Below are 17,976 nucleotides of genomic sequence, written 5' to 3'. Positions count from 1 at the left end.
AAATCAATCGCCCATCACCCGGCCTTCCCTGCGCGGGTCGGCACCGCCTTGCAGGCCGTTTTTACCGATTACGATGCCTTGCACGCCCGAGTTCAAATCGCGCACCTGCACTTTGTAGCCCAGTTTTTCCAAATCTGGGGCTTTGGCGGCGGCGGCGCTGTTTTCCTCCAATTCATAGACACTGCCGCGGTTAAGTATATTGGGCAGGTCGATGGCGGCTTGGATATCCATGCCCCAGTCGATGTGGGCGGTTAGGGTTTTGGCCACATAACCGATGATGCGGCTGCCGCCGGGCGAGCCTACGGCCATATAGGGATCGCCGTTTTTCATCACGATGGTAGGCGCCATCGAAGAGCGCGGGCGTTTGCCGCCGGCCACGCTGTTGGCCACGGTTTTGCCTTCTGCATCAACGGGGTTGAACGCAAAATCGGTTAACTCGTTGTTGAGCAGGTAGCCGTTGGCCATCAGGGTGGAACCGAAAGCGTTTTCGATTGAAGTGGTCATCGAAACCACGTTGCCGCTTTTATCCACCACTACGATATGACTGGTGGAAGGCAGCTCCATGCCCTGCCCTTTGCCCTGCGTGCGGGCGAAACCGCCGGGGCTTACCTGCGGCAGCGCGCCGTAGCTGTCTGCAATCAAACCGGCACGCAGTTTCAGGTATTCGGGGTGCAGCATGGCGCGCACCGGCACGTCGGCAAAGGCGGGATCGGCCACATAATAATCGCGATCGGCAAACGCCAGGCGCGATGCGTCGCCCAGCACGCGCCAGCTTTGGATATTGCCTGCGCCCATGGCTTTCATGTCGAAATGCCGCATCACGCCGAAAATCTGCGCCAGCGCGATACCGCCCGAGCTGGGTGCGTCCATGCCGCAGATTTCAAATTCGCGGTAGGGCGCGCAAACCGGCTCGCGCTCGATAATGCGGTAGTTCCTCAAATCGGCCGCGGTGATTTTGCCGGGGTTGTCTTTCGAGCCGTTCACGGCTTTGATGATGTTTTCGGCAGGCTTGCCGCGGTAGAATGGCGCGCTGCCTTCGGCCGCCAAAAGTTTCACCGAAGCGGCAAATTCAGGGTTTTTCAACACCGCTCCGGCCGGGAGCGGTTTGCCGCCGGGCAGAAAATAAGCGGCGGTTTCGGGATAGCGTTGCAGATGTTGCCGGTTTTGATCGATGGATTTCGCCATACGCGGCGACACGGCAAAACCCTGTTCGGCCAAACTTATCGGTTTGGCAAACAGGGTTTTCCACGGCAGTTTGCCGTAGCGTTTGTGCACGTCTTCCAACAGTTTGGGCACGCCGGGCACGCCCACCGAACGGCCGCCCACCACCGCCTGCATAAATTCGAGCGGTTTGCCGTTTTCATCTAAAAAAAGCTGCGGCGTGGCAGCCTGCGGTGCGGTTTCACGCGCATCGAAGGTGGTGAGTTTTTTGGCCTGGTTGTCCCAATACACCAAAAATGCGCCGCCGCCCAAACCTGAAGACTGCGGCTCGGTTAAACTCAGCGTGGTTTGCATGGCGATCATGGCATCGATGGCGCTGCCGCCGCGCTTGAGCACTTCGTAACCCGCTTCGGTGGCCAGCGGGTTGGCCGATGCCGCCATAAACTCTTTGGCTTCAACCAGCTGCTGCGCCGTTTTACCCGTGCCCTGTTCGGGCGCACGGTTTTCTGCGGCGGGTGCAGGCTGATAGGCGTAGGCGGCTGGGGAAAACGCGGCCAATAGGCCGATCAGAACAATCTTTAACGGCATAAGCTCCTCCTTCAGACTGAAAATTTTTAGAACAACCGCACTATACCTGATTTTCAGACGGCATGCGGGTTGGATACAGAACCTGCATATTGGAAAAGGCCGTCTGAAAGCTGTGCACAACCTGCCGGTTTTCCACAGATAATGCTTGACAGGGAAAACTATCCACAATTTTCCCCATCGCCCGAGGCAGGTTTTCCAAAAGGTTTTACCTGATTCAATACATTGAAATTTAATGTTAAAAACAGATTATCCACAACAAAACACCAGCTTCAAAATCAAAGTCTTTTTATTATTTAAATATTAAAATTTTATACTTTTCCAACCCCTTTCCCCCAACAAACAGACTCTGCTTCAAACATTGTTTAACCGCACTTAATCGGTTAAAGTAGGCGGCTGCAATTCACAAACAGAAGGATTCCCGATGAAAGGCGATATCGGCGTAATCGGTTTGGCCGTGATGGGCCAAAACCTGATTCTCAACATGAACGACAAAGGTTTTAAAGTTGTCGCATTCAACCGCACCGTTTCCAAAGTAAACGATTTTCTCAACGGCGCAGCCAAAGGCACCAATGTTATCGGCGCAGATTCGCTGCAAGATTTGGTGGATAAACTCGAAAAACCCCGAAAAATCATGCTGATGGTGCGCGCAGGCAGCGTAGTGGACGATTTTATAGAGCAGCTCGTGCCGCTTTTGGAAGAAGGCGACATCATTATCGACGGCGGCAACGCCAACTACCCGGATTCCACCCGCCGCACCCGCGAGTTGGCCGAAAAAGGCATCTGTTTCGTGGGTGCAGGCGTTTCCGGCGGCGAAGAAGGCGCCCGCAACGGCCCTTCGATTATGCCGGGCGGCAACGAAGAAGCGTGGCCGCACGTGAAACCGATATTGCAGGCCATTGCCGCCAAAACGCCGCAGGGCGAGCCGTGCTGCGACTGGGTGGGGCGCGACGGCGCCGGCCATTTCGTGAAAATGGTGCACAACGGCATCGAATACGGCGATATGCAGCTCATCTGCGAAGCCTATCAGTTTATGAAAGACGGCCTGGGTTTGAATTACCAGCAGATGCACGAAATTTTCAGCATCTGGAACCGCACCGAGCTTGATTCCTACCTGATTCAGATTACCGCCGACATTTTGGGCTTCAAAGACGAAAACGGCGAACCTTTGGTTGAAAAAATCCTCGATACCGCCGGCCAGAAAGGCACCGGCAAATGGACGGGCATCAACGCGCTGGATTTGGGCATTCCGCTCACCCTGATTTCCGAAGCCGTGTTCGCCCGCTGCGTGTCGGCGTTCAAAACGCAGCGCACCGAAGCCGCCAAGCTTTTCAACAAAACCGTCAAACCTGTTGAGGGCGACAAAGCCGAATGGGTGGAAGCCCTGCGCGAAGCCCTGCTGGCCTCGAAAATCATCTCTTACGCGCAAGGCTTTATGCTGATACGCGAAGCCGGTGAAGTGAACGGTTGGGCGCTCAACTACGGCCAAACAGCCCTGTTATGGCGCGAAGGCTGCATTATCCGCAGCGCGTTTTTGGGCAATATCCGCGATGCCTACGAAACCAACCCCGATTTGGTGTTTCTCGGAGCCGACCCCTATTTCAAACGCATTCTCGAACAATGCCTGCCCGCGTGGCGCAAAGTGGCGGCCAAAGCCATAGAATGCGGCATCCCCATGCCGTGCATGGCATCGGCGCTGACTTTTCTCGACGGCTATACCAGTGCGCGCCTGCCCGCCAACCTGTTGCAGGCGCAACGCGACTATTTCGGCGCCCACACCTACGAGCGCACCGACAAACCGCGCGGCGAGTTTTTCCATACCAATTGGACGGGCAAAGGCGGCGATACCGCTTCCACCACTTACGATATTTAAACGGGCCGGATTAAATAAACTTTGTTTAAACAATATGCTGTTTAAAAAAACAGGCCGTCTGAAAATGTTTTCAGACGGCCTTTGCCGATTTTCGGGTTTTAGAAAATTTCACGCCAGCTGATGCGCCGGACGGTGCGGGGGAAACGGTTCAGGTATTCGATAATGAATTTTCCGTCATCGCCCATTTTGAACACCACATCATACTGCCTGCCGTCGATCATTACTGTGGCGGTTGACGGAAACAGGGCAATTTTTCCCTGTTCCACCGCCATGCCTGCGGGCATATCGTCGGATCGGGTAAACTTTTTATCGTTGTTGGTGTCGAAAATTATGTCTTTATACATGGCACCTGTGCGTACGTCGATTTCAATGGTCGCCGATTCTCCCGATTCTGCTTGGCAAACGTTGCCTGTGGCGTTTTGATCCACGATGCCGCCTCCTGCAATTTTAAAGGCCGAAAACTGGGCGGTTTTCCTGCGGCGCACCAAGGCATCGGAAACGCTGATGAAACCTTCGGGCATTTCGAAGCGCCAGCCCATGTGCGAATCGTTCAATCCGTTCCGGGTGGTGCTGTAGTAAACCCTGCTTCCTTGGGTTGCAACGGGATTTTTGCCGGCCTGCTGATTCAGAAGCCGGTTTTCACTGATTTGCGAACCGTCTTTGTCGAACAGGCCGTAGGCGTAGTTTTTTTGAGAAGGTGATGCGTCGCTGCCGTCGAAATATTTACCGGTGCTGAATATAACGGTGTAGCTGCCGTTGTTTTTAAGTACGTCGGGTGCGCCGGTAACCGGCCTGCTGCCTTGGAAGATCTTTTTGGCCTGCCATGTGCCGCTGCTGTAATCTGCCCGCCACAATGCGCCCGATTCGTCGCCCGCGTAAATACGGTCGATGTTGCCGTCGCCGTCGGTATCCACTGTTTTCGGTATACCCACGCCGGTGTTGCCCAATTTGATTTTCCAATAATTAGATCCTTGCTGCCATGTGCCGCTTTTTTCCAGTTTCAGGATATAGAGGTAGCCGTTTCCTGTTTTTGCATTGTAGCCGCCGCTGACTACGGCAACCGGCAGGGACTGCCCGCCTGACGCCATATTGGCGATAACCGGTTTGTGTATGGTCAGGCCTAAGTCTTCATCGTCTGAATTATTGAATTCCCACATAACGTTTTTAGAATCCGCAGTGGTGCTGCCGCCCATATCGGTGGTGTCGAGGGCATACACGCTGTTGCCGCCCCGCCCTGTGGTGCCGACAAGAACCGATTTGGCGGTTTTTGACGAAGCAAAGCATACTTCTGCCGCTGCCGGCGTGCCGTCGTTGATAAAGGTGTGTTTCCACCCGGTTTCACTGTCGGCAAACTGTTTCAGTTTCGGCAGGGCGTCGGCAGGCAGATAGGCAAACTGTTCGTTGCCGCTGTGGTCCGCGATGTGCAGCATACCGTCGTTTGCTGCAAAAGCATAAAGTGTTTTGCGGTTTTTAACCGTTTCAAAATTTTCATATCTGCATTCTTTCAGGTTTTCGGCCTGCGGGGCTTTGATTACGGTTACCGAAGAATTGACCACCGTGCCTAAAAGCCCGTTGTCGGGGCGTTTTCTGAACAGGGTGCTGCCTTCCTCATAAGTTTTCGATCCCAAAATATAGTCGATAAGGTTACCCGGATCGTCGGTAGCACGGCCTTTGTTTTCCAATGCCAGGCTGTTTTTGAATTTTTCTGCGTTTGTGCGCGAAAAACGGTGTATGCCGTCTGAAGAACGTGCCCAAACGTTCCGGTTTTGGGGGTTTGAACGGTAGCCTGCCAGAATATTGCTTAGTTTCCATGCGGCTTCGGGAGGATTGGCGGCAGAGCTGCCGAACACATCCGAAGATCGGTAGGCAATCACATCGCCCTGCCAGCCGTGGTCGTTTTGTTTGTAGCTCGACTGCATAATCAGGGTACCGGCCGACACATCCATCACGCCTGCCGTATTCAAATCTAACCCCAATGCGGTTTGGGTGGGGGTGTCGGATTTTGCGCCGATATTGGCAAATGATTTTTTCAACACTTTAACCAGATCCTCCGGATTTGCCGCTGCGCCGTAGGTGCCCGGCACGCCTTCTTCAAATTCGGGTATGCTGGTACTGCCTGCGGCATCGGTGGTCCACTGCGCGCGTGATTCCGGGTTTGAATTGGGCTTCAACACGGGCAGCAGGCCTTTTTCTTCGTTTTCCCTGTCGGTAAAGCCGCCGTATTTGGCCGCCCAATAGAAAATATTATCGTTGTAGCCTTTTCCGGCTCTGTATCGGGCACTTTCCAACACGTCTACCATAATGGTGCGGATGGTTTGGTTGCCCGGCATATCTTTGCGGATATCGTTGGTGCGCGCCCAATAGGCCAGGCCGACGATGCTGCCGTAGGAATATCCGCCGCCTGCACCGAACTGTTTTCCGGCGTTGAGGATGAAGGTACTTTCGGCGCCGGCTGCTTTTTGCAGGTAGGTTTGTGTTTCAACTTCATTATCATCAGTGGGAATGACCGGTGCCGGGAGGCCTTCGCCGCTCGGCTTGTAGGCATTGGGCAGGTCGTTATCGTGGTGGGTGTTGGTGTCGCCGATATAGAGCAGGAAATTGGGGCGGCAAACCGTTTCTTTGCTGTTTAAGGTTTCGCCTTTGGCGAGCAGGGGGTCGTTCCAGGTTTCAATTACCGGGAAATTGTCTTTGGCGGTTTTAGCCGCGTCATCTCCGGTTTTTACCCATTGTGTGTAATCAGGCAGATTGCCTTTGTTTCTGAAATAGCGCAAACCCGCATAATAAAGCTCGGCGGCTGGATCGGATCTGCGGTACATTCCGCTGTCTCCGAATTTGTTCAGATAATTGATTACGCCACTGTTGGCAACCCCGCTGGCAGAGGCATCTGCTTGGTCGGGATTGGTATAAAACTGCCCGGTCGATTCGTTGATTTCAGCCCCCAGCACGGTGCCTTCGGAAGTGGTTTCGCCTTTGAGCGACTTCATACGGGCGCGCATTACCCCGCCGTTCATACTTTTGCCGGTATCATAGTTGTCGGTGTTCAGGTAGCCGAATACGCTGAAGCGCATTTTTTGCAGGTATTCCTGCATCAGGCCTTCAGGCTTCAGATTGGTGGCGCTGTAGGCGCGGCAGTTGCCTTCGGGCATGGCGGGGCGGCAGACTTCCACCTGCACGTTGTAGGCCTTGACGGCGTTGCTTTCTTGCGGTGCGGGCAGGAAACGGTTGTAGTGGCGGTAGGCCGTGCCCGCTTTTTTAGGGTTGTCGTTCGGATAATGATAGTTGTGTTGCTTTTCGGTAGCAGGTTCAATATAGCCGAAGGCCATCTGAAAACCTTCGTTGCGCACCAGCAACCTTGCGTTTGAGGGTATTTGAGAAACAACGGAAGCAGGCAGGATTTTGGTTGCAAGGCTCCGGTCTACTGCTTTGACATAAAGGCCGTATGCCGCATTTTGGTTCAGATTGACATAAGCACGGCGGAGGATGGTCTTACCTTCGGCATCCCCGCTTTTATAATCTTCCTCAGAGGTGCCGGGCCCCTTGGCGCGGTTACCGCCGGTCATGGTTTGGCGGAAAATGTCGATGGTGGTCATGGCCATCCAGTTTAAGGCGTTGCCGCTGAATTTGCCGCTGGAGCCGCAGAAGCGGTCGGCAGGTGCCTTACCGGCAGGCTCAAAGTAGCCGCCGTTATCGTTGTAGCTATAGCATTTGTCGGGATCAAAATAACCCAGATAGGTGTTTTGTTTAAATTTTTCTTCTGTAAGCTGCAAATATTTTTCCGGGTTGGTGTTGCTGGTGCCTTGTTCCTGATATGCCGCTCCCGCAGTCGGAAATTCCACCGAAAGCGCCAGCAGCACATTGGGCGGGTAGGAACTGCCGATGCCCAGCATCGGATTCTGATCGAAAACGGTAGCCCCCGCATTAAGGGCATAAAATGAAAGCGCGGCGGCGGTCAAACGGGCAGAAACCTTCAGCCGCAGAAGCGGAACGGAACGGAACGGAATTTTCATGGTTTCCCCAAAGGATTTTGGATTATTGAGTTAAAAACATTTTAAGTTTTCTATTTTTAGTAAAATTAAAATAATATTTCATAATTTTATCATTTTTTTGTTTGAAAAACGAGGCTGTCGGTTTGTTGCTGTGCGGTATATGCCACAGGCTTGCCGCCGGTAATTTGCATTATTTAATGTATGGGTTGTTTTGAAAGATGACTCGGTGCGATGTGAATAATGTGGAACCATGGCGGAAACAGCGGCAGATATTGAAGGCCGTCTGAAAATATTTTCAAACGGCTTCGGTTCTTGGTTTTCCGATGGCTTTCCGCCCCTTTCGGCTATACAATGCTTCCTTTTACGCAAACCATTTACCAATATGTTTCAATACACAGGGCGGCACATAAAGTAAAGCGCCTCCCTGATTTGGCAGGGCTACTTCCCTGCCGGATAAAGTTAAATTCTGCCGCCACAAACGGCGTGGTTTCAACCGAAAAGGAATTTTTGATGAAAAAACCTGCCGCCCCGAAATCTTTTGAAGAAGCCTTGAAACGCCTCGAAACGCTCACCCAAGCCATGCAGAGCAGCGAAATGCCGCTGGAAGATGCATTAGCCGCCTATCAGGAAGGCAACGAACTGGTGAAATACTGCCAAGCCAAACTGGCCGAAGTGGAACAAAAACTGCAAGTGCTGGATGCGGGCGAACTGAAGGAGCTGAACCTTGAGCAAAGCGAATGATTTGAAAGCGTGGCAGCAAAAAGCGCAGGCGCAGACCGAGCTTGTGCTCGAAAGGCTGATGCCGCCCGAACATATGGTGCCGCAAACCCTGCACCAAGCCATGCGCTACGTTACCCTCGGTGGCGGCAAACGCCTGCGCCCGCTGCTGGTGCTGGCTGCATCCGAATTGGGCGAAGCCGACCAAACCGCGGTGGAACACGCGATGGCAGCGGTGGAAATGATTCATGTGTATTCGCTGGTACACGACGATATGCCCGCGATGGACAACGACAGTCTGCGCCGCGGCAAACCCACCTGCCATATTCGATACGACGAAGCCACCGCGCTGTTAACCGGCGACGCGCTGCAAACGCTGGCGTTCGACGTGTTGAGCCGCCCCACCGGCCTGCCCGCCGCGCGCCAGCTCAAGATGGTTGCCGCGCTCGCGCAAGCTTCCGGCAGCCTCGGCATGGCGGGCGGCCAGGCCATCGATTTGGCCAACGTGGGCAAACCCATGAACCAAACCGAATTGGAGCAGATGCACGGCCTGAAAACCGGCGCCTTAATCCGCGCCGCCGTGGCGCTCGGCGCACTGGCCTGCCCCGATTTGGGCGATGACGATTTGCAGCGCTTAGACGGTTACGCCCGCAAACTCGGCCTGGCTTTCCAAGTGATAGACGACGTGCTCGACTGCGAAGCCGACACCGCCACACTGGGCAAAACCGCCGGCAAAGACGCCGACAACGACAAACCCACTTATGTGAAACTGATGGGCTTGGAGCCTGCCCGCCGTTATGCGGAAGATTTGGTTGCCGAAGCGGCGGCCTTATTGGCGCCGTTCGGTGAAAAAGCCGGATATTTGCAGGCATTGGCCGAATTTGTTACGGCGCGCAAGCATTAGTGGTTTAACGGCCGGTTTCTAATGAATATAAAGGCCGTCTGAAAGGTTTTTTTCAGACGGCCTTTATCCTTTCCCAAGTTTTTGAGCAGAAAAATCAATAATTTTTTAAGAAAAAACGGTTATCGGCTCATGTATAATTTCACATTCTTCATGTTTTTACATATATAGGAAGCATTACCATGACCGGCACCCGGCAACGAGCAGAATTACAACGCCGCATCTGGCAGATTGCCAACGATGTGCGCGGTTCGGTTGACGGTTGGGATTTCAAGCAATATGTTTTAGGTGCGCTGTTTTACCGTTTTATCAGCGAAAATTTCGCCGCCTATATCGAACAAGGCGATGAAAGCGTTGATTATTCAACCTTTCCCGAAAACAGCCCGATTCTCAGCCAAATTAAAGAAGATACCGTCAAAACCAAAGGTTTTTTCCTTTATCCCGACCAGCTTTTTAAAAACGTTGCCGCCAAAGCGCATCAAAACGAGCGGCTCAACACCGATTTAAAAACCATTTTTGATGCAATTGAAAGCTCCGCCAACGGCTATCCGTCCGAACACGACATCAAAGGCCTGTTTGCCGATTTCGATACCACATCCAACCGTTTGGGCAACACCGTTGCCGATAAAAACAAACGCTTGGCCGCCGTGTTGAAAGGTGTGGCAGATTTGGATTTCGGCAAATTCGAAGACAACCAGATAGACCTGTTCGGCGATGCCTACGAATTTCTGATTTCCAACTATGCCGCCAACGCCGGCAAATCGGGCGGTGAGTTTTTCACCCCGCAACACGTTTCCAAACTGATTGCCAAACTCGCCACACACGGGCAAGAGCGCATCAACAAAATCTACGATCCGGCCTGCGGCTCGGGCAGCCTGCTGTTGCAGGCCAAAAAGCAGTTTGACGAACACATGATCGAAGAAGGCTTTTTCGGGCAGGAAATCAACCACACCACCTACAACCTCGCCCGCATGAACATGTTTCTGCACAACATCAACTACGATAAATTTCATATCGAATTGGGCGATACCCTGTTCAACCCCAAATTAAAAGACGACAAACCCTTTGATGCCATCGTATCCAATCCGCCTTATTCCGTGAAATGGATGGGCAGCGACGACCCCACCCTGATTAACGACGAGCGTTTTGCCCCCGCCGGCATTCTGCCGCCCAAATCCAAAGCCGATTTCGCCTTTATCCTGCACGCTTTAAACTACCTTTCCGCCCGCGGCCGCGCCGCCATCGTTTCTTTTCCCGGCATCTTCTACCGTGGCGGTGCGGAGCAGAAAATCCGCCAATATCTGGTAGACAACAACTATGTAGAAACCGTTATTGCCCTAGCCCCCAACCTCTTTTACGGCACCAGTATCGCCGTCAACATCCTGGTATTGTCCAAAGGCAAACCCAATAACAACAGCGTCCAATTTATCGACGCCAGCCAATATTTCAAAAAAGAAACCAACAACAACGTCTTAACCGACGAACACATCGAGCAAATCCTCAATCTATTTGCCGATAAAAAAGACGTCGCCCACCTTGCCCGATCGGTGGAAAACAGCACCATTGCCGCCAACGGTTACAACCTTTCCGTCAGCAGCTATGTAGAAGCGGAAGACACCCGCGAAATCATCGATATTGCCGCACTCAATGCCGAGATTAAAGCCACCGTGGCTAAAATTGACGAATTGCGCCAAAGCATTGACGAGATTATTGCCGAGCTGGAAGCCTGAACCGTGCCAAATATTCCGACTTACCGCACCGAAGGCAAAAAACAGCAGCAGCCCGAATATCGGCATAACTTAAAACACCGGGTAAATCAAGGCCGTCTGAAAACGGTTTCAGACGGCCTGAAAACAAACACCATGGAATACTAAAATGACAAATATCCGATTATTTGAACAACAAGAAATCCGTTCGCATTGGGATGACGAACAAGAAAAATGGTATTTCTCCATTGTGGATATTATTGCTGTTTTAACCGAACAGCAGGATTATCAAAGTGCGCGAAATTATTGGAAAGTATTAAAAAACAGATTGTTGAAAGAAGGAAATGAAACGGTTACAAATTGTAACCGGTTGAAAATGCTTGCTGCGGACGGCAAACAACGGCTGACCGATGTTGCCGATACAGAGCAGCTTTTGCGCCTTATCCAGTCTGTTCCCAGCCCTAAAGCCGAGCCGGTCAAACTATGGCTGGCGCAAACAGGCAGCGAACGCCTGAATCAGATTCAAGATCCGGAGCTAGGCATTCGGCAAGCTTTGCAGGATTACCGCAACCTCGGCTATTCCGATGATTGGATTAACCAACGGCTGAAAAGCATAGAAATCCGCAAAGAGCTTACCGACGAATGGCAGCGTGTCGGCGTACATGATCAGCAATTCGCCGTTTTAACCAATATCATCAGCCAAGCTTGGTCGGGGAAAACCGTTAAAGAATACAAGCAGCACAAAGGATTAAAAAAACAGAATCTGCGCGACAATATGACCGGCACCGAACTGATTTTAAACATGCTTGCCGAAGCGTCAACCAAAGATATTTCCCAAGCCGTTAATCCTGAAACTTTTGCACAAAGCAAACAGATAGCGCAACAAGGCGGCAATGTTGCCAAAGTGGCGCGGCAGGAATTGGAAAAACAAACCGGCAAAAGCGTGATTACCAGCGACAATGCCAAAACATTACGCAAGCTGCCGGAAAAGAAAAGCAAGTCATAAAGTTCATACGCTTTCAGACAGCCTTACAGTACACGACAATCCGTAGGTCGGGCATAAATGCCCGACATGATTACGGCGCGTTGTGTCGGGCATTTATGCCCGACCTACGGCTGGCCGGCAACATCATCATTCGGGCGGCGGACGATATTGCCGCATTGGCAGAACCAAAACGATAAGCATATAGGCCGTCTGAAAACGGCTTCAGACGGCCTCTAAAGTTATTTAAGGACAACAGGATGATTCAACAAAACTTACTGCAAATGATTCAGGCGGAAAAGGTGGAGTGGAAAAAATTGGGAGATATTTTATTAATACAAAGAGGTAAAAGATTAGTACGTAGTCAATTACAACATAGCGGTAAATATCCTGTTTATCAAAATAGTTTACAGCCATTGGGTTTTTTTAATGATAAAAATTGTAGATCTAATATGAGTTTTATCATAGCAGCAGGGGCTGCGGGTGAAATTGGCTTTAGTGATACTGAATTTTGGGCAGCAGATGATTGTTATTATTTTGATTGTCCTCAGGAATTGTTGAACGATAAATTTTTATATTATTTTTTATTAACTCAACAAAGTAAAATCACAAGTCAAGTGAGAAAAGCAAGCGTTCCACGATTAGGACGAGCATCTGTTGAAAACATTCAAGTTCCCATTCCATCGTTAGAAACCCAGCAAAAAATCGTAAAAATACTTGACAAAATGACCGAGCTGGAAGCCGAACTGTCCCAACGTCGCAGACAATATGAATATTACCGCAATGCGCTGTTAGATTTTGACAATCGCGGGGGGGGGTAATAGCTAAACTTTATCCTGACTGCCTGAAAGATGTGGCGTGGAAAACGTTGGGGGAAGTTTTTGATATGAGAGCAGGCAAGCATATTTCTGCTAGTAAAATTTTTGTTGAAAGCAATACAACCTATATTTATCCATGCTTTGGCGGAAATGGAGTACGTGGTTATGTAGAAGAATTTAACCACAATGGTGAGCATGTAATAATTGGTAGACAAGGTGCATTATGTGGCAATGTACAGCGTGCAAATGGCAAATTTTATGCTACTGAACATGCTGTTGTTGTTACAGCGCAATCTAGTATCAATATTCACTGGGCTTTTTATATGCTGACAGTCATGAACTTAAATCAATATGCTTCGAAATCGGCTCAACCAGGTTTGGCTGTTGGTAAATTAGCAGAGTTAAAAATCCCCATCCCACCTTTGGAAATCCAACAAAAAATCGTCGCCATTCTGGATCAGTTCGACACCCTTACTCAATCCATTTCAGACGGCCTGCCGCGCGAAATCGCCTTGCGCCGTCGGCAATACGAATATTACCGCGGGCAGCTGCTCAACTTTGCGCCTGCCGCTTGAGTTTCAGACAGGCATGATGCCTGTCTGAACGGTTTTCAGTGATTCCGCTACTAGTAAGCATAAGCAAGCGCTTCGGCAAAACATCATCCATCGGCAATACCGCCCGCTTCCGCGTTTGTAGGGCTGGCGGTTTTGCTGCTCAAAAAAGCGGTTTGGTGATTGGCAACGGATGTTGTTGCTCACGGATGCACAGCAAGCAAGTTTGTTACTCAAAAAAATCACAATGTGAGTAACAAGCTTGCTTGCTGTGCACTGCTGAGTGATAATGCGCTTTGTCAATCATATTTTGAAAATTGTGATAAACAAATGAATGCTTTTTTACCGAATCTGGAACAGGCCGTCCGCTATCACGACGGCGGTTTTCCTCCTGAATCATTGGATTTGCACCGCATCATGCCCGCGCTCTTGGAGGCAACGGATGCCATTGCCCGTTATGACCAGATGCTGAAAAATATGCACAATAGTGAGATTCTGCTTGCGCCTCTGCGTAATCAGGAAGCGGTGATTTCTTCACGTATGGAAGGCACAGTCAGCACCATGGATGAAATTTTGCAGTATGAGGCTGATTATGCCGCCGATGAGTTTTCTGATCGTGTCCGCTCCGAGATTGTGGAGACGGTTTTGTATCAGAGAACTTTGAAAAATGCACAGCAGGCAATGGAAGCAGGCTACCCCTTGAGCAAGTCGCTGCTCAAAACCATGCACCAGCAATTGTTGTCTTACGGGCGGGGTGCGGGTAAAGCGCCGGGTGAGTTTAAACGGGAGCAGAATTATTTGGCGGATACTGTCAGCCGCAAGATTTTGTTTGTGCCAGTCAGCCCCGAAAAGCTGGAGGCGGGTTTGGATTCTTTATTTGCCTATCTGCATCGGGATGATGTGCCTGTTTTGGTGAAAACGGCGGTGGCGCATTTGGAATTTGAGGCATTGCATCCGTTTCAAGACGGTAACGGAAGGATTGGCAGAATGCTGATTACGCTGCTTTTATGGTCGAACCAAACTATTTCGGCGCCGCATTTTTATATCAGCGGATACTTTGAAGAACATAAAAACCGTTATATTGATTTGATGCGTTCGGTTTCTCAATCGGGCGACTGGAATGAATGGGTGGTTTTCTTTTTGCATGCGGTGGAAGGCCAATCTGTCCGCAATCTGGAAATTGCAGAAAATATCCGCCGCTTGTATGAAGAAATGAAGCCGCAATTTAGTGAGATTTTATCCAGTAAACATGCGTTGGCCATGTTGGATTTTGTGTTTACTTATCCCGTGTTCCGCAATACCAATCTGGTGGAAAAAACTGAAATTTCCCAAGCTACGGCAAACCGGTTCACCCGCGCATTGCATGAGGCCGGTATCTTGACGGTTACCGAAGAAAGCAGCGGCAGAAAATCGACGCGCTATTCTTTTGAGCATTTGATGAATTTAGTCCGTGTTTAAGGAATTCCCACCATGACTTACGAAACCCGCCCCATCGCCGAAACCGATCATTTTATCGTGCTCGACCAATATGAAAAAATCGACCAATCCGGCGCGGGCTATCAAACCGAAGGCGATTTGGAACGCGAATTAATCGCCGATTTGCAGAATCAGGGCTATGAATACCGCAAGGATTTGAACAGCCGCGACAAGCTGTTGGCCAATCTGCGCGAATCTTTACAGAATCTGAATCATGTGGTGTTTTCAGACGGCGAATGGCAGCGTTTGTTAGACGAATATATCGATAGGCCGTCTGAAAACATCATCGATAAAACCCGCAAAATCCACCACGACCATATTTATGATTTTGTGTTTGATAACGGGAAAATCCGCAATATTTATTTGGTCGACAAGAAAAATCCGGCGCGTAACCGCTTGCAGGTAATCAATCAGTTTGAGCAGCAGGGCGTTTACGCCAACCGCTATGATGTTACCGTGTTGGTAAACGGCCTGCCTTTGGTGCAGATCGAATTGAAGAAACGCGGCGTGGCGGTGCGCGAGGCGTTTAATCAGGTGCACCGCTACACGAAGGAAAGTTTTAATGCGGAAAACTCGCTGTTTAAATATCTGCAAATATTCGTGATTTCCAACGGTACCGATACGCGTTATTTCGCCAATACCACGCAGCGTGATAAAAATAGTTTTGAATTTACGATGAATTGGGCGAAATCCGATAATTCGCCGATTAAGGATTTGAAAGATTTTACTGCCACGTTTTTTCAGAAAAACACTTTGCTGAAAGTGCTGCTGCATTATTCGGTGTTTGATACCGGCAATAACCTGTTGATCATGCGGCCTTACCAGATTGCCGCCGCCGAACGGATTTTGTGGAAAATACGCGGTTCCTTCCAATCGAAAAACTGGGGTAACCGCGATGCGGCAGAAAAAAGCGGCGGTTATATCTGGCACACCACCGGCTCGGGTAAAACCTTAACCAGCTTCAAGGCGGCGCGTTTGGCCACCGGGCTGGAATTTATCGATAAAGTGTTTTTTGTGGTCGACCGCAAAGACCTCGATTATCAAACGATGAAGGAATATCAGCGGTTTTCGCCTGATAGTGTCAACGGTTCGGACAGCACGGCGGGGCTGAAGCGCAATCTGGAAAAAGACGACAATAAAATTATTGTTACCACCATCCAGAAGCTCAATAACCTGATGAAAAGTGAAGAGAGCTTGCCGGTTTATCAACAGCAGGTGGTGTTTATTTTTGACGAATGCCATCGCTCCCAGTTTGGCGAAGCACAAAAAAATCTGAAGAAAAAGTTTAAAAAATTTTATCAGTTCGGTTTTACCGGCACGCCGATTTTTCCCGAAAACGCATTGGGCGCGGAAACCACGCAAAGCGTGTTCGGCACGCAATTGCATTCTTATGTGATCACCGATGCCATCCGCGATGAAAAAGTGCTGAAATTCAAGGTGGATTACAACGATGTGCGCCCGCGGTTCAAATCGTTGGAACAGGAAACCGACGAGCAGAAATTAAGTGCGGCCGAAAACCGGCTGGCGCTGCTGCATCCCGAGCGCATCCGCGAAATCTCTCAATATATTCTCAACTGTTTCAAACAGAAAACCCACCGTCTCAATGCTTCGGGCAAAGGCTTCAATGCCATGTTTGCCGTGAGCAGTGTGGAAGCGGCCAAGCTGTATTACGAAGCTTTGAAACAGTTGCAGCAAGATGCCGCGCAGCCTTTAAAGATTGCCACGATTTTTTCTTTTGCAGCCAATGAAGAACAAAACGCCATCGGCGATATTGCCGACGAAGGTTTTGAAATTTCGGCGATGGATGCCGGTGCCAAAGAGTTTCTGGCTTATGCGATTCAAGATTACAACGCGGCTTTTCGAACCAATTACAGCGTGGAAAGCCAAGCGTTTCAAAACTATTACCGCGATCTTTCCCTGCGGGTGAAAAATCAGGAAGTGGACTTGCTGATCGTGGTGGGCATGTTTCTAACCGGCTTCGATGCGCCAACGCTCAATACTTTGTTTGTCGATAAGAACCTGCGCTATCACGGCCTGCTGCAAGCCTATTCGCGCACCAACCGCATCCACAACGCCACCAAAACCTTCGGCAATATTGTTACCTTCCGCGATTTGGAGCAGGCAACGGTTGATGCCATCACTTTGTTCGGTAACAGCCAAACCCGAAACGTGGTGCTGGAAAAAAGTTATCAGGAATACATGGAAGGCTACACCGATGCACAAACCGGCGAAGCCCGCAGGGGCTATCTGGAAGTGGCGGCGGAATTGCAGCAGCGTTTTCCTGATCCCGGCAATATCGTTACCGAAAAAGACAAACGCGATTTTGCCAAGCTGTTCGGCGAATTTCTGCGCGCAGACCATATTTTGCAAAACTATGATGAGTTTGCCGCTTTGCAGGCATTTCAGCAGCTGGATACGGGAGACCATGCGGCGGTTGAAGCATTCAAAGAAAAATATTATCTGACCGACGAAAACCTGCAAGCCATGCAGGCGGTGAAAATCCCCGGTGCGCGGGCAATTCAGGATTACCGCTCGGCCTATAACGATATCAGGGAATGGCTGCGCCGTGAAAAAGCAGGCAATGAAGCCGCGCAATCCGCCATCGATTGGGATGACGTGGTTTTCGAAGTGGATTTGCTCAAATCTCAGGAAATCAATTTGGACTATATTTTAGAGTTGATTTTCGAACACAATAAAAAAATCAAAAACAAAAGCGAATTAACGGAAGAAATCCGCCGCATTATCCGCGCCAGCATCGGGCAGCGCGCCAAAGAAAGCCTGATTGTGGATTTCATCAATCAAACGGATTTGGACGATATTCCCGACAAGGCGGGGCTGATGGAGCAGTTTTACCAATTTGCCCAACGCGAGCAGCAGCGCGAAGCAGCAGAGCTGATTGCATCGGAAAATCTGAACGGAGAAGCGGCCAAACGCTATATCACCGTTTCATTAAAACGCGAATATGCCAGCGAAAACGGCGCAGATTTAAATGCGGCCTTGCCGAAAATGAGTCCGCTTAATCCACAGTATTTGACCAAAAAACAAAGTGTTTTTGAGAAAATCGCTGCGTTTGTGGAGAAGTTTAAAGGAGTGGGGGGAGATATTTCATAAGAAGCCGAAATTTTGTAGGTATTTGTTATTAAATTTTAAGGCCGTCTGAAAATATTTCAGACGGCCTGAGACCTTTGCAAAAATCCCAAAACTCCTCTAAATTCCCCCT

The 17,976-nt window shown here is 50.2% G+C and carries 12 protein-coding genes; 10 read left to right on the top strand and 2 right to left on the bottom strand.

Annotated features, from left to right (window positions below):
- Positions 1-3 precede the first annotated feature (3 nt).
- A complete protein-coding gene (ggt, locus tag Q3970_RS07000; RefSeq protein ID WP_303099868.1) occupies positions 4-1,749 on the bottom strand; it encodes a gamma-glutamyltransferase in 1,746 nt (581 codons plus the stop codon).
- A gap of 421 nt (positions 1,750-2,170) precedes the next feature.
- On the opposite strand from ggt, the gene gnd reads away from it, so the two are divergent.
- Positions 2,171-3,619 carry a decarboxylating NADP(+)-dependent phosphogluconate dehydrogenase gene (gnd, locus tag Q3970_RS06995; protein WP_303099867.1) on the top strand — a complete coding sequence of 483 codons (1,449 nt, stop codon included), beginning with the start codon at positions 2,171-2,173 and terminating at the stop codon, positions 3,617-3,619.
- A 98-nt stretch (positions 3,620-3,717) separates the two neighbouring features.
- On the opposite strand, the gene Q3970_RS06990 is transcribed toward gnd, so the two are convergent.
- Positions 3,718-7,626 carry a pilus assembly protein gene (locus tag Q3970_RS06990; RefSeq protein WP_303099866.1) on the bottom strand — a complete coding sequence of 1,303 codons (3,909 nt, stop codon included), beginning with the start codon at positions 7,624-7,626 and terminating at the stop codon, positions 3,718-3,720.
- 489 nt (positions 7,627-8,115) lie between these two features.
- Between Q3970_RS06990 and Q3970_RS06985 the strand changes: the two genes are divergently transcribed.
- From Q3970_RS06985 to Q3970_RS06945, 9 genes are all read left to right on the top strand, one after another.
- A complete protein-coding gene (locus tag Q3970_RS06985; protein ID WP_303099865.1) occupies positions 8,116-8,346 on the top strand; it encodes an exodeoxyribonuclease VII small subunit in 231 nt (76 codons plus the stop codon).
- Positions 8,330-9,226 (top strand): polyprenyl synthetase family protein, encoded by an 897-nt coding sequence (locus Q3970_RS06980; protein ID WP_303099864.1) that lies wholly within the window; start codon positions 8,330-8,332, stop codon positions 9,224-9,226. The genes Q3970_RS06985 and Q3970_RS06980 overlap by 17 nt, the downstream gene beginning before the upstream one ends.
- 179 nt (positions 9,227-9,405) lie before the next feature.
- Positions 9,406-10,953, top strand: a complete 1,548-nt coding sequence (locus tag Q3970_RS06975) for a type I restriction-modification system subunit M (protein ID WP_303099863.1) — start codon at positions 9,406-9,408, stop codon at positions 10,951-10,953.
- 3 nt (positions 10,954-10,956) lie between these two features.
- Positions 10,957-11,097, top strand: coding sequence for a hypothetical protein (locus tag Q3970_RS06970; protein WP_303099862.1), 141 nt, complete (start codon positions 10,957-10,959; stop codon positions 11,095-11,097).
- Between the two features lies 1 nt (position 11,098).
- Positions 11,099-11,935 carry a BRO family protein gene (locus tag Q3970_RS06965; RefSeq protein WP_303099861.1) on the top strand — a complete coding sequence of 279 codons (837 nt, stop codon included), beginning with the start codon at positions 11,099-11,101 and terminating at the stop codon, positions 11,933-11,935.
- Between the two features lie 236 nt (positions 11,936-12,171).
- Positions 12,172-12,732 (top strand): restriction endonuclease subunit S, encoded by a 561-nt coding sequence (locus tag Q3970_RS06960; protein WP_303099860.1) that lies wholly within the window; start codon positions 12,172-12,174, stop codon positions 12,730-12,732.
- Positions 12,733-12,764: 32 nt separating this feature from the next.
- On the top strand, positions 12,765-13,304 hold the full coding sequence (locus Q3970_RS06955; protein WP_303099859.1) for a restriction endonuclease subunit S: 540 nt from the start codon (positions 12,765-12,767) through the stop codon (positions 13,302-13,304).
- A 159-nt stretch (positions 13,305-13,463) separates the two neighbouring features.
- Positions 13,464-14,738, top strand: coding sequence for a Fic family protein (locus Q3970_RS06950; RefSeq protein WP_303099858.1), 1,275 nt, complete (start codon positions 13,464-13,466; stop codon positions 14,736-14,738).
- A 12-nt stretch (positions 14,739-14,750) separates the two neighbouring features.
- Positions 14,751-17,867, top strand: coding sequence for a type I restriction endonuclease subunit R (locus tag Q3970_RS06945; protein ID WP_303099857.1), 3,117 nt, complete (start codon positions 14,751-14,753; stop codon positions 17,865-17,867).
- Positions 17,868-17,976: the final 109 nt, after the last annotated feature.

This window comes from Neisseria sp., from assembly GCF_030530745.1.
Lineage (GTDB): Bacteria > Pseudomonadota > Gammaproteobacteria > Burkholderiales > Neisseriaceae > Neisseria.
Note: the sequence above shows the minus strand (reverse complement) of the source record. Positions and strands in the feature narration are given on the sequence as shown.

Bases quoted from the DNA above. Each gene is read 5' to 3' on its own strand.
- Q3970_RS06965 (WP_303099861.1), top strand. From the start codon at position 11,099: ATGACAAATATCCGATTATTTGAACAACAAGAAATCCGTTCGCATTGG.
- Q3970_RS06945 (WP_303099857.1), top strand. From the start codon at position 14,751: ATGACTTACGAAACCCGCCCCATCGCCGAAACCGATCATTTTATCGTG.
- Q3970_RS06990 (WP_303099866.1), bottom strand. From the start codon at position 7,626: ATGAAAATTCCGTTCCGTTCCGTTCCGCTTCTGCGGCTGAAGGTTTCT.
- ggt (WP_303099868.1), bottom strand. From the start codon at position 1,749: ATGCCGTTAAAGATTGTTCTGATCGGCCTATTGGCCGCGTTTTCCCCA.
- Q3970_RS06985 (WP_303099865.1), top strand. From the start codon at position 8,116: ATGAAAAAACCTGCCGCCCCGAAATCTTTTGAAGAAGCCTTGAAACGC.
- Q3970_RS06960 (WP_303099860.1), top strand. From the start codon at position 12,172: ATGATTCAACAAAACTTACTGCAAATGATTCAGGCGGAAAAGGTGGAG.
- gnd (WP_303099867.1), top strand. From the start codon at position 2,171: ATGAAAGGCGATATCGGCGTAATCGGTTTGGCCGTGATGGGCCAAAAC.
- Q3970_RS06975 (WP_303099863.1), top strand. From the start codon at position 9,406: ATGACCGGCACCCGGCAACGAGCAGAATTACAACGCCGCATCTGGCAG.